Here is a 12221-nt window from a genome sequence, read left to right on the forward strand (position 1 = left end):
AAAAGACCTATTAACAGGTCATGGGAAAGCCGCTTCTCGCCGACTTCGGCATCAGCATCTCGGAACTCAAGAAGAATCCGTCCGCCGCCATCCGCGCCGCCGATGGCGCCCCCGTCGCGATCCTCAACCGCAACACGCCCGAAGCCTATCTGGTCCCCGCCGACGCGTGGGAAGCGATCCTCGATGCGCTCGACGACATCGAACTGGCGCGGATCGTCAGGGAGCGTCAGGGGCAGGAACGGATAAGGGTCAGCATTGACGACCTATAATCTCGATTTCTTCAAAGACGCCAAGAAGGAATGGGATCGGCTGGACAAGAGTGTCCGCGCCCAGTTTCGCAAAAAGCTGACCCAGCGGCTGGCAAATCCGCACATCCCATCCGCTCGCCTGTCCGGCATGGCCAATTGTTACAAGATCAAGCTGCGTTCGGCTGGATACCGGCTGATCTATCAAGTCGAGGATGAAACGATCACGGTGGTTGTCGTCGCCATCGGTAAGCGCGAACGGAACGAGGCCTATGAGGAGGCGAAGCGGCGGCTTTAGCCCCCGCACGCCCTGAACAGCATCAGCGTCCGCTCGCGCGCAAGCTCCGCGCTCGGTTCGTGATAATCCTTGCGGCGGTCGCTGTTGAAACCGTGTCCGGCCTCATAGACGAAGATCTGCGCAGTCGGATGCTCGCGAGTGATCAGCGCCTCCACGCCCTCCATCGGAATCCCCGCATCAAAGCGGCCGAAATGGGCGATGGCCGCGCATTGCGGCGCCTGGTCGGCGAACTGCGTCGGGACGAGGCTGCCGTAATAGCAGGAAGCCGCGGCGAGGTCGGGGCTGGTCTGCGCCATCCGCCACGCGACCGAGCCGCCATAACAATAGCCGGTTATGAAGACCGGACCCCCGGAACCATTGGCGCCCTTCAGCGCGTCGATGCAGGTCTGCGCGTCCTTCAGGCTCTGCTCGAACGGGTGGAGCTGTCGCGCCAGTTCGACCGCGCGTTCGAACTGCGGTCCAGAATAGTCGCTCTCGAACCCCGGATGCTCGCGGTCGAACAGCGCGGGCGCCAGCACCTCATAGCCGTCGGCGGCATATTCGTCACACAGCTCGCGGATATGGTCGGTGACGCCGAATATCTCCTGGATCAGGACGAGCCCGCCCCGGCGCTCGCCTTCGGGCTGCGCGTGATAGACGGCGATCTCGGCGCCATCGTCCATCGTCATGCGGATCATCTCGCCCATACACTTCCCTCTCTTCCGTTCGTCCCCGGACCTGATCCGGGGTTGTCGAAGGGCCGTTCTTCCTTGACCGGTGTTTGAAGAAAGAACGGCACTTCGACAAGCTCGGTGCGAACGGACGTAGCAGGGTGCTCGATTCCCCCCACCCTCGCCTTGCATTGCAGCAAAATCGTTGCTACGCGCGCCGCGACTTTGCAGCGGGGGCATTTTCGGATGCCGGAAACCCGCGCAGCCATCCCCCTCGGGATCGTTAAAGAAGGACTTTCGCGCGTGGAGAATTCCGGCGGCATTCAGGGCAACATCACGGCGGGCCTCGCGGGCCGCTATGCCAGCGCGCTGTTCGATCTGGCGCGCGAATCGGACGCCATCGACAGCGTCCGTCAGAGCCTGGCGACCCTCAAGGCCGGGCTCGCCGAATCGGCGGACCTCGCCGCGCTGACCCAGAGCCCGGTCGTCGGCCGCGCCGACGCCGCGAAGGCGGTCGCGGCGGTCGCGAAATCGCTGGGGCTGGATTCGCTGACCACCAAATTCCTGGGCGTGCTCGCCGAGAATCGTCGCCTCGCTGATCTGGGCGGGATGATCGACGCGTTCGACGCCATCGTCTCCGCGCATCGCGGCGAAGTGACCGCGAAGGTGACGAGCGCGCATCCGCTCAGCGCCGAGCAACTCAAGGCGCTCGCCGCCAACCTCAAGACCCGTGTCGGCCGCGACGTTCAGATCGCGACGACCGTCGACCCCGCCATCCTCGGCGGCCTCGTCGTCCAGCTGGGCAGCCAGCTGATCGACGGCAGCATCCGTACCCGTCTCAACAGTTTCGCCCAGGCGATGAAGGGCTGAAAGCCCGTACGCCAAATGCCCCGATGAAAGGCTGAATAATGGAAATCCGCGCCGCTGAAATCAGCAAGGTCATCAAGGACCAGATCGCCAATTTCGGGACCGACGCCACGGTCAGCGAAATCGGCCAGGTGCTCTCCGTCGGCGACGGCATCGCCCGCGTCCACGGCCTCGACAATGTCCAGGCCGGCGAGATGGTCGAATTCGCCAACGGCGTGAAGGGCATGGCGCTCAACCTCGAAGCCGATAACGTCGGCATCGTGATCTTCGGCTCGGACGCCGAGATCAAGGAAGGCGACACCGTCAAGCGCACCGGCACGATCGTCGACGTCCCCGTCGGCAAGGGCCTGCTCGGCCGCGTCGTCGACGGTCTCGGCAACCCGATCGACGGCAAGGGGCCGATCAAGGCCGACAAGCGCATGCGCGTCGAGGTCAAGGCGCCCGGCATCATCCCGCGCCAGTCGGTACACGAGCCGGTGCAGACCGGCCTCAAGGCGCTCGACGCGCTCGTTCCCGTCGGCCGCGGCCAGCGCGAACTGATCATCGGCGACCGTCAGACCGGCAAGACCGCCGTCGCCATCGACACCTTCATCAACCAGCGCGAAGTCAACAAGGGCGATGACGAGAGCAAGAAGCTCTATTGCATCTATGTCGCCGTCGGCCAGAAGCGCTCGACCGTCGCGCAGATCGTCCGCCAGCTCGAAGAGAATGGCGCGATGGAATATTCGATCGTTGTCGCCGCGACCGCGTCGGAGCCTGCGCCGCTGCAGTATCTCGCGCCCTACACCGGCGTGACGATGGGCGAATTCTTCCGCGACAACGGCATGCACGCCGTGATCGTCTATGACGACCTGTCCAAGCAGGCCGTCGCCTATCGCCAGATGTCGCTGCTGCTGCGCCGCCCGCCGGGCCGCGAAGCCTATCCCGGCGACGTCTTCTACCTGCACAGCCGCCTGCTCGAGCGCGCGGCGAAGATGAACGCCGACAACGGCTCGGGCTCGCTCACCGCGCTGCCGATCATCGAGACGCAGGCGGGCGACGTGTCGGCCTATATTCCGACCAACGTGATTTCGATCACCGACGGCCAGATCTTCCTCGAAACCAACCTCTTCTACCAGGGCATCCGCCCCGCCATCAACGTGGGTCTTTCGGTGAGCCGCGTCGGCTCGGCCGCACAGACCAAGGCGATGAAGAAGGTGTCGGGCTCGATCAAGCTCGAGCTCGCGCAGTATCGCGAGATGGAAGCCTTCGCGCAGTTCGGCTCGGACCTCGACGCCGCGACGCAGAAGCTGCTCAACCGCGGCGCGCGCCTGACGCAGCTGCTCAAGCAGCCGCAGTTCCACCCGATGCCGTTCGAGGAGCAGACCGCGTCGATCTTCGCCGGCACCAACGGCTATCTCGACACCGTCGCGGTGAACGACGTCACCCGTTACGAAGCGGCGATGCTCGCCTATCTGCGCAGCGACCATGCGGATGTCCTCAAGATGATCCGCGACACCAAGGACCTGGGCGACGACGCCAAGAAGGGCCTGGTCGCCGCGCTCGACGCCTTCGCCAAGATATTCGCTTAACCCTTAATCGTGCACCTCCGCGAAGGCGGAGGTCCATGGGTCCCCGCCTTCGCGGGGACACACAGAGAGAGGCTTGATGGCCAGTCTTAAGGAACTCAAAGGGCGGATCAACTCGGTCAAATCGACCCAGAAGATCACCAAGGCCAAGAAGATGGTCGCCGCCGCCAAGCTGCGCAAGGCGCAGGCCGCGGCCGAGGCCGCGCGTCCCTATGCCGAGCGGCTCGAAGGCGTCGTCGCGAGCCTCGCGTCGAAGGTCGGCGCCGCCGACGGCGCGCCGAAGCTGCTGTCGGGCACCGGCAAGAGCGACACCCACCTGCTGCTGGTGCTGAACAGCGACCGCGGCCTCGCGGGCGCGTTCAACAGCAACATCGTCAAGGCGGCGCGCGACAAGGCGCACGAGTTGCAGGCCGCGGGCAAGACGGTTCGCTTCTTCCTCGTCGGCCGCAAGGGCCGCCCGGTGATCAACCGCCTGTTCCCCGGCCAGATCATCGAGAATTACGAGACGACCGGCATCCGCGAGATCGGCTTCGAGCAGGCACGCGAGGTCGCGGAGAAGATCAGCGAATTGTTCGAGGCGGGCGCATTCGACGTCGCGCACCTCTTCTATTCGAAGTTCCGCTCGGCGCTGGTGCAGGAGGCGACCGGCCAGCAGCTCATCCCCGTCCCCGCCCCCGACGAAGCCCCGGCTTCGAGCGGCGCGGCGGTCGAATATGAGCCCGACGAGGAGGCGATCCTCGCCGACCTGCTGCCGCGCAACGTGACGATCCAGATCTTCAAGGGTCTGCTCGAAAACGCCGCGTCGGAACAGGGCGCGTCGATGACCGCGATGGACAATGCGACGCGCAACGCGGGCGACCTGATCAACAAGCTGACCATCCAGTATAACCGCAGCCGCCAGGCCGCGATCACCACCGAACTCGTCGAAATCATCTCCGGCGCCGAAGCGCTGTAAGCAGGAAGAAGCACATGGCCACCGCACCCGCCCCTGAAAAGAAGGCTCCCGCCAAGAAGGCCGCCGCGCCCAAGAAGCCGGCCGCGAGCAAGGCCGCCGCGCCGAAGAAGGCCGCGGCCGGCGCCGCGACCGGCCGCGTCGCGCAGGTGATCGGCGCCGTCGTCGACGTCCAGTTCGACGGCGCGCTGCCCGCGATTCTGAACGCGCTCGAAACCGACAACGGCGGCAATCGCCTGGTCCTCGAAGTCGCGCAGCACCTCGGCGAGAACACCGTCCGCACCATCGCGATGGACGCGACCGACGGCCTGACCCGCGGCCAGCCCGTCACCGACACCGGAGCGCAGATTTCGGTGCCCGTCGGCCCGCAGACGCTCGGCCGCATCCTCAACGTCATCGGCGATCCGATCGACGAACGCGGCCCCATCAACAGCGACATGACCGCGCCGATCCACGCCAAGGCCCCCGAATTCGTCGACCAGTCGACCGAGGCGGCGATCCTCGTCACCGGCATCAAGGTCATCGACCTGCTCGCGCCCTACGCGCGCGGCGGCAAGATCGGCCTGTTCGGCGGCGCCGGCGTCGGCAAGACCGTGCTCATTCAGGAACTGATCAACAACATCGCCAAGGGCCATGGCGGCGTGTCGGTGTTCGCGGGCGTCGGCGAACGCACCCGCGAAGGCAACGACCTTTACCATGAATTCCTCGACGCGGGCGTCATCGCCAAGGACGCCGACGGCAACCCGACCCCCGAGGGGTCGAAGGTGGCGCTGGTGTTCGGCCAGATGAACGAACCGCCGGGGGCGCGTGCCCGCGTTGCGCTGTCGGGTCTGACCATGGCCGAATATTTCCGCGACCAGGAAGGCCAGGACGTGCTCTTCTTCGTCGACAACATCTTCCGCTTCACGCAGGCGGGTTCGGAAGTGTCGGCGCTGCTCGGCCGTATTCCTTCGGCCGTGGGCTATCAGCCGACGCTGTCGACCGACATGGGCGCGCTGCAGGAACGCATCACCTCGACCACCAAGGGCTCGATCACCTCGGTACAGGCCATTTACGTTCCCGCGGACGACTTGACCGACCCCGCGCCGGCGACGTCGTTCGCCCACCTCGACGCGACGACCGTGCTGTCGCGCGCGATCTCGGAACTCGGCATCTATCCGGCGGTGGACCCGCTCGATTCGACCAGCCGCGTCCTCGAACCGCGCGTCGTCGGGCAGGAGCATTACGAGACCGCCCGCCGCGTTCAGGAAACGCTGCAGAAGTACAAGTCGCTGCAGGACATCATCGCGATCCTCGGCATGGACGAACTCAGCGAGGAAGATAAGCTGACCGTCGCCCGCGCCCGCAAGATCCAGCGCTTCCTGTCGCAGCCCTTCCACGTCGCCGAGGTGTTCACCAACATCCCCGGCAAGTTCGTGCAGATCGAGGACACGATCAAGTCGTTCAAGGCGGTCGTCGACGGCGAGTACGACCATCTGCCCGAAGCCGCCTTCTACATGGTCGGCGGCATCGAGGAAGCGGTCGCCAAGGCCGCCAAGCTGGCGGCGGAAGCAGCGTAATAGAAGCTCCCCTCCCGCAAGCGGGAGGGGGTAGGGGCGGGCCAGCGGCCTGCCCGGAACGAGCCCACCCCCGACCCCTCCCGCAAGCGGGAGGGGGGAGATTAGAGAATGGCCCTGAAGTTCGAACTCGTCACCCCCGCCCGCCTCGAACGGTCGAGCGACGTCCATATGGTCACCGTGCCGGGCAGCGAAGGCGACTTCTCGGTGCTCGAAGGCCATGCGCCCTTCATGACGACGCTGCGCAACGGTCCGCTGACCATCTATGCCAGCGCCGGTGCCGCGCCCGAGACGATCGAAGTCGAAGGCGGCTTCGCCGAAGTGAACGAGGCCGGTTTGACCGTGCTTGCCGAACGCATCGCGGGCTGACGCCGCGATATCGCGGATCAAAGGGGCCTTCGGGCCCCTTTTTATTGGCCGCTTCGGGGTGGAAAGCCGTCGCTTCCTGAAATAAGTCGGCAATGATCCCTTTTCGACAGCTAGAGCATCGAGCCTTAAATCTGACCCATCGTCCCGTTCGTGTCGAGCGAAGTCGAGACACTCATCAGCGTGGCGCAAGGCCGATGGGTGTCTCGACTGCGCTCGACACGAACGGATAAGGGGCCGTGCGGGTTTATGGTACGCCGCTCTAGCCGTTCCCCGGCGAAAGCCGGGGTCCACGAGGGGTAGCGCTGTATCATCTGGACCCCGGCTTTCGCCGGGGAACAGCGCCTTACTTGCCTGAAGGACATATGTGCCGAACAAGTTCGGGGTGACGAAAGATCGGATGGCGCCTCCGGGTCGAAAGCTCCCTTGGCTGCCGCCTGTCGGCACATAGGTCCACTCTCGCGCTTTTCTGCCATCCATCAGCGAGATGCGCGCCCTCAATCGTCCGGCCTCGCGCCAGTAGCGGATACGCTGCGGATAGCATCGCAAAGCGCATCGTCACCCTCCACCTACCTGTCGGGCTATTAGGAGATTATCAAAGTTTCCCTTTTATTCACCCTGCTTGATGGGGGGTCTGCTGGCGAAAGCCGCACTCACCCCGAACGAGAAGCAGGATGAAGTGATGAGTGCATTCGGACGTCGTCCCGGAACCGCTGGCCGCCCCGCCTTTGGCGTGGCGAAGCCGATGCAGACTGGGCCCGGCGTGCCCGGTGGAAGCCAGTTCCCGCCCATCGAGCCCGCGCCCGCCGCGCACGATCCGGCGCCCTCGCCCCTCAGCCCCGAGCTGGAGGCGATGGAGCGGCTGAACCAGCGCTCGTCGGCCGAGAATATGGAGCCCGAACGGGCGCAGGGGTTCGAGGCGAGCGTCCACAAGATCAAGGAACAGGTGCTGCCGCGCCTGCTCGAACGCGTCGATCCGGAGGCCGCGGCGACGCTGAGCAAGGACGAGCTGACCGAGGAATTCCGGCCGATCATCCTGGAAGTGCTGGCCGAGCTGCGCATCACGCTCAACCGCCGCGAACAATTCGCGCTCGAAAAGGTGCTCGTCGACGAACTGCTGGGCTTCGGCCCGCTCGAGGAATTGCTCGCCGACCCCGATATTTCCGACATCATGGTCAATGGGCCCTACCAGACCTATGTCGAACGCAAGGGCCAGCTCGTCATCGCGCCGATCCAGTTCCGCGACGAACAGCATCTGTTCCAGATCGCGCAGCGCATCTGCAACCAGGTCGGCCGTCGCGTCGACCAGACCACGCCGCTTGCCGACGCCCGCCTGAAGGACGGCAGCCGCGTCAACGTCATCGTCCCGCCGCTCAGCTTGCGCGGCACGGCCATTTCGATTCGTAAATTCTCGGCCAAGCCGATCACGCTCGACATGCTGTGCCAATGGGGCGCGATGAGCCAGAAGATGTGCACCGCGCTGAAGATCGCGGGCGCGAGCCGCTTCAACATCGTCATCTCGGGCGGCACCGGCTCGGGCAAGACGACGATGCTCAACGCGCTGTCGAAGATGATCGACCCCGGCGAGCGCGTGTTGACGATCGAGGACGCCGCCGAACTCCGGCTGCAGCAGCCGCACTGGCTGCCGCTCGAAACGCGCCCCGCGAACCTGGAAGGGAACGGCGCGATCCACATGGGCGACCTCGTCAAGAACGCCCTGCGTATGCGTCCCGACCGCATCATCATGGGTGAGGTTCGCGGCGCCGAATGTTTCGACCTGCTCGCCGCGATGAACACCGGCCACGACGGCTCGATGTGCACGCTCCACTCGAACAGCCCGCGCGAATGCCTCGGCCGTATGGAGAATATGGTGCTGATGGGCGACATCAAGATTCCGAAGGAGGCGATTTCCAAGCAGATCGCCGATTCGGTCGACCTGATTGTCCAGATCAAGCGCCTGCGCGACGGCTCGCGCCGTGTCACCAACGTCACCGAGGTGATCGGCATGGAGGGCGACGTCATCGTCACCCAGGAACTGTTCAAGTTCGAATATCTGGACGAGGACAAGGACGGCAAGATCGTCGGCGAATATCGCTCGATGGGCCTGCGCCCCTATACGCTGGAAAAGGCGCGCCAGTTCGGTTTCGACCAGCCCTATCTGGAAGCGTGCCTCTAGGGTTGCGCAGACTTGGCGGCTTGCCGCCTAGACCCCGATGACTTTGGATTGACCCACTTCGTCATTGCGAGCGGAGCGAAGCAATCCAGGGCGGTTTTCGCGACTCTGGATTGCCGCGCGGCTTCGCCGCTCGCAATGACGAGTCCGTCTCATGTCATCATGGCCTAGTCGAAGCTGGGGAGGGTATCGACGGCGCGCAAACACGCCACGCAGACACCCTCATCCAACTACGCCTAGCCGCTTTGCGGCAAGGGGAATCAGCCCTTGAGCGCGAACGCCGCTGCGAACAGCGCCACCGCGATGCTGGCGAGCGCGATGCCGCGCCACGGCATGAAGCCGACCCGGTCAACGTCATGCCGGTGCTTGCGGCGCCATTCGGCAATTTCGGCAATGCCGAACAGTACCACCGCCCCGATGCTGACCGACAGCATGGACACTTGCATCGACGCGCTTCCCTTCGCACTATGGACCTTCCCCAGCAGGATCGGCCCCACCGGCCCCTGCCAGCCGAAAGGTGCCGATATGCGTCATTTTCGTCCCGTTGCAATAGCCGCCCTGCTCGCCGCCTCGGCTGCTTGCAGCGCCCCATCGTCCAACGCGGCCGCGGGCGAGGCGGCAGCGCAGCCGTCGGATGCGATCGCGGCGGCGGTCGCGGCACCGACACGCACTGCGGCGAACCTGCCGCGCGACGCCTATCGCCACCCCGCCGAGACGCTGGCCTTCTTCGGCGTCACCGGCCGCGACACCGTCGTCGAGCTGTGGCCGGGCGGCGGCTGGTACACCGAAATCCTCGCGCCGCTCGCCAGGGCAGGCGGCGGCACGCTCTATGCCGCTGCGCCGTGGGAACGCGGCCTCAACAAGATCAAGGAGTGGCAGGGCGCACACCCCGACGTCTATGGCGCGGTCAGGCTCGCCGAATTTCCGGCGACCGGCGCGGGTCCGAAGGTACCCGACGGCAGCGCCGACGTCGTGCTGACCTTCCGCAACGTCCACAACTGGCGCTTCGGCGGCGCCGACAAGACCGCCGACGCGTTCAAGCAGATTTATGCGATGCTGAAACCCGGCGGCGTGCTGGGCGTCGTCGAGCATCGCCTGCCCGAGGAGATGGATTCGGCACGCGAGGAAAAGAGCGGCTACATGAAGCGCTCGTCGATCGTCGCCTTTGCCGAAGCCGCGGGCTTCCGCCTCGCCGGTGAGAGCGACATCAACGCCAACCCCAAGGACACGCACGATTATGAAAAGGGCGTGTGGACGCTGCCGCCGACGCTGACCGAGGGCGAGAAGGACAAGGACAAATATCTGGCGATCGGCGAATCGGACCGCATGACGCTGAAATTCGTGAAGCCCGCAAGCTGACCAAGCCGCTCGAAACCATCGACCCCGCGCTGCTGCTCAGCGCCTATGCGCAGGGCCTGTTCCCGATGGCCGACGGGGCGGACGATCCGTCAGTGCATTGGGTCGAGCCGCGGCTGCGCGCGATCCTGCCGCTCGACGGCTTCCATCTGTCGCACAGCTTGCGGAAGGTGATCGTCGCCGACCGCTTTCGAGTGACGACCGATACCGCCTTTCCAGCGATGATGGCGCTGTGCGCCGAGCCGGCACCCGACCGGCCGACGACGTGGATCAACCCGATCATCAAGGCGAGCTACGAACGGCTGTTCCGCCTTGGCCACGCGCACAGCGTCGAATGCTGGCTGGGCGACGCGCTGGTCGGCGGCCTCTATGGCGTGTCGCTGGGGCGCGCCTTCTTCGGCGAATCGATGGTCAGCCGCGTGCGCGACGCATCGAAGGTCGCGCTGGCGCATCTCGTCGCGCGGCTGAAGGCGGGCGGCTGGCAATTGCTCGACTGCCAGTTCATCACCCCGCACCTGGCGAGCCTCGGCGCGATCGAAATCCCGCAGGCCGCCTATCTCGCGCGGCTCTATTCGGTGTTGTCAGGGGTCGAGGGCGGAGCGGCGGGCGGGGTCGCCGGTGCAGGTGGCGGCGACGGCGGGGCGGGTGCAGCGGTCGTCCCTTCGCCGCCGTTCGTGGCGGGCGACTGGGGCGCGCTCGACGCCTTGGGCGCCGCATCCGACTTGGGAGCCGCCCGCGCGACCGGCTCGCCGCCGGGATATGTCATCGCGCAGCTTTTGACGTAGACGTCGAAGATCGGGTGCTGGATCACGTTGCGTTCGGGCCGCTCGCGGAAAATCCAGCCTGAAAAGACGCGATACCATTTGTCGTCGCGCTGATCCTGCACCGACAGCTGGACGAAGGCGCCGGTTTCGGGCGGGTCTTCCCACGGCGCGGTCTGCTCGCAGGCGCGCAGGCGGACGATCGCACGGCCCACGCGCGCCGAATCGCCCGGCTTCATCTCCAGCTCGCGGACCAGCCCGTTGCGCTTGTTGAGCAGGCCGAGCACCGCGACGCGTTCGGCCATCGGGGTCGCCCCCTCGATCCCGCCGACTTCCTGCGGCACGCTTTCGGAGCGCACCGCCTCGGCCTTGTCGACCTTTTTCGCCGGGCCGCGGTCGCAGGCGGCGAGCCCCGTCGCCGCGAGCAGCGCCGCAAGCGCGATCGGAAGCGGGCGCACCACCGCGCGGGTCACTCGGCGCCGGGGCGCCAGGCCTCATAGTCGCCGGTCGCGGCGGCGCGGCGCCCGCCGCGCTCGAGCGCGCCCGCTGGGCGATAGGCGCCGAGGCTGCCGGTCAGGTTCGGCGTCGGCTCGGCCTGCCACGGGCGCGGCGCGGGCAGCGCCTCCGACGGCAGTTCGTCGAGCGTGCCGTGCAGCCAGCCGTGCCATTCGGGGGGCACGCGGCTCGCGTCGTTCGATCCGTTGTAGATCACCCAGCGGCGATTCCCCTTGCGCGCGCGGTAATAGCGGTTGCCGAGGCTGTCCTCGCCGACCTTCTCGCCATTTTTCCAGCTGTTCAGCAGCGTGCCGACGGTCGCGCCGTCCCACCAGGTGAAAATCTTGCCGAGGATGCTCATGGCCGTGGCGTTTACAGGCAAGCCGCCGCGCTTCGCAAGCGCGAAAGGTCGGGAAGACCGAGAATCCGGTCCCCAATGAGGGTCAGAGCGTCAATTCTTCCACGTCACCGTGGCGGTCTCGTCGATCCCGAGCCGGGCGGCCGTTCCGCCCGCGAGTTCGAGTACCGCCGCGACGTCGCCGCCGCTGACCACCGGTTCGAGCGATTCGGGGATCGTGTTCTCGGCAATGCGGTCGATGCTGCCGTCGGCGCGGATGAAGATCATGTCGAGCGGGATCAGCGTGTTCTTCATCCAGAAGCTCGCCGGGCGCGGGGGAGTGAAGGGAAAGATCATGCCGCCGTCGGCGGGCAGGCTGGTACGGAACATCAGGCCGCGCGCCTGCTCCTCGGCGGTGCGCGCGACCTCGACCTGGAACTTGTGCTGCACGCCCATCATCGCGACGGTCAGCGGGACCGTCGCGCTCTGCGACTGGGCGTCCGAATCCTTGGCACAGGCCGTCACCGGCAGCGCCAGCACCAGGGCAAAAGCGGTCATCATCGCACGCATTCGGCAGTTCCTTTCGCCGGCCAATCG

The 12221-nt window shown here is 66.0% G+C and carries 14 protein-coding genes and 1 pseudogene; 10 read left to right on the plus strand and 5 right to left on the minus strand.

Annotated elements, in window-relative coordinates; translation table 11 throughout:
* Positions 1-20 precede the first annotated feature (20 nt).
* Complete coding sequence (locus tag SGRAN_RS18920) at positions 21-269, plus strand: type II toxin-antitoxin system Phd/YefM family antitoxin (protein WP_067112971.1); 249 nt, start codon at positions 21-23, stop codon at positions 267-269.
* On the plus strand, positions 256-543 hold the full coding sequence (locus SGRAN_RS18925) for a type II toxin-antitoxin system RelE family toxin (protein WP_067186158.1): 288 nt from the start codon (positions 256-258) through the stop codon (positions 541-543). Before SGRAN_RS18920 ends, SGRAN_RS18925 begins: the two co-directional genes overlap by 14 nt.
* Here the strand turns inward: SGRAN_RS18925 and SGRAN_RS18930 are convergent.
* Complete coding sequence (locus tag SGRAN_RS18930; protein WP_067186160.1) at positions 540-1229, minus strand: dienelactone hydrolase family protein; 690 nt, start codon at positions 1227-1229, stop codon at positions 540-542. The two genes, SGRAN_RS18925 and SGRAN_RS18930, sit on opposite strands and share 4 nt — an antisense overlap.
* A gap of 267 nt (positions 1230-1496) precedes the next feature.
* Between SGRAN_RS18930 and SGRAN_RS18935 the strand changes: the two genes are divergently transcribed.
* The 6 genes from SGRAN_RS18935 to SGRAN_RS18960 all read left to right on the plus strand — a co-directional run bounded on the left by SGRAN_RS18935 (position 1497) and on the right by SGRAN_RS18960 (position 8678).
* Positions 1497-2063, plus strand: coding sequence for a F0F1 ATP synthase subunit delta (locus tag SGRAN_RS18935; protein WP_067186162.1), 567 nt, complete (start codon positions 1497-1499; stop codon positions 2061-2063).
* Between the two features lie 38 nt (positions 2064-2101).
* Positions 2102-3631 carry a F0F1 ATP synthase subunit alpha gene (gene atpA / locus SGRAN_RS18940; protein ID WP_067186164.1) on the plus strand — a complete coding sequence of 510 codons (1530 nt, stop codon included), beginning with the start codon at positions 2102-2104 and terminating at the stop codon, positions 3629-3631.
* Between the two features lie 76 nt (positions 3632-3707).
* The gene (locus SGRAN_RS18945) at positions 3708-4583 is read left to right on the plus strand and encodes a F0F1 ATP synthase subunit gamma (protein WP_067112953.1); all 876 of its coding nucleotides are present in this window, start codon (positions 3708-3710) and stop codon (positions 4581-4583) included.
* Positions 4584-4597: 14 nt separating this feature from the next.
* Positions 4598-6139: a F0F1 ATP synthase subunit beta gene (gene atpD / locus SGRAN_RS18950; protein WP_082737358.1), complete on the plus strand. Its 1542-nt coding sequence runs from the start codon at positions 4598-4600 to the stop codon at positions 6137-6139.
* A 108-nt stretch (positions 6140-6247) separates the two neighbouring features.
* A complete protein-coding gene (locus SGRAN_RS18955; RefSeq protein ID WP_067112951.1) occupies positions 6248-6505 on the plus strand; it encodes an ATP synthase F1 subunit epsilon in 258 nt (85 codons plus the stop codon).
* Between the two features lie 679 nt (positions 6506-7184).
* Positions 7185-8678 carry a CpaF family protein gene (locus SGRAN_RS18960; RefSeq protein ID WP_067113816.1) on the plus strand — a complete coding sequence of 498 codons (1494 nt, stop codon included), beginning with the start codon at positions 7185-7187 and terminating at the stop codon, positions 8676-8678.
* A 257-nt stretch (positions 8679-8935) separates the two neighbouring features.
* Here SGRAN_RS18960 and SGRAN_RS18965 read toward each other — a convergent pair whose 3' ends face one another.
* Complete coding sequence (locus tag SGRAN_RS18965; RefSeq protein ID WP_148650926.1) at positions 8936-9121, minus strand: hypothetical protein; 186 nt, start codon at positions 9119-9121, stop codon at positions 8936-8938.
* 79 nt (positions 9122-9200) lie between these two features.
* On the opposite strand from SGRAN_RS18965, the gene SGRAN_RS18970 reads away from it, so the two are divergent.
* Both SGRAN_RS18970 and aat read left to right on the plus strand, forming a co-directional pair.
* Entirely contained in the window at positions 9201-10034 is an 834-nt protein-coding gene (locus SGRAN_RS18970) for a class I SAM-dependent methyltransferase (RefSeq protein ID WP_067186168.1), read from the plus strand.
* A complete protein-coding gene (gene aat / locus SGRAN_RS18975; protein ID WP_082737480.1) occupies positions 10031-10816 on the plus strand; it encodes a leucyl/phenylalanyl-tRNA--protein transferase in 786 nt (261 codons plus the stop codon). The genes SGRAN_RS18970 and aat overlap by 4 nt, the downstream gene beginning before the upstream one ends.
* A 44-nt stretch (positions 10817-10860) precedes the next feature.
* Here the strand turns inward: aat and SGRAN_RS23080 are convergent.
* The 3 genes and pseudogenes from SGRAN_RS23080 to SGRAN_RS18985 all read right to left on the minus strand — a co-directional run.
* Positions 10861-11097 (minus strand): annotated as a pseudogene (locus SGRAN_RS23080) (DUF2155 domain-containing protein); the annotation flags it as partial.
* Between the two features lie 164 nt (positions 11098-11261).
* Positions 11262-11648 carry an NADH:ubiquinone oxidoreductase subunit NDUFA12 gene (locus tag SGRAN_RS18980; RefSeq protein WP_067111910.1) on the minus strand — a complete coding sequence of 129 codons (387 nt, stop codon included), beginning with the start codon at positions 11646-11648 and terminating at the stop codon, positions 11262-11264.
* Between the two features lie 90 nt (positions 11649-11738).
* Positions 11739-12185: a DUF192 domain-containing protein gene (locus SGRAN_RS18985; RefSeq protein ID WP_082737481.1), complete on the minus strand. Its 447-nt coding sequence runs from the start codon at positions 12183-12185 to the stop codon at positions 11739-11741.
* Positions 12186-12221: the final 36 nt, after the last annotated feature.

It is taken from the genome of Sphingopyxis granuli (assembly GCF_001559015.1).
Classification (GTDB): Bacteria; Pseudomonadota; Alphaproteobacteria; order Sphingomonadales; family Sphingomonadaceae; genus Sphingopyxis; species Sphingopyxis granuli.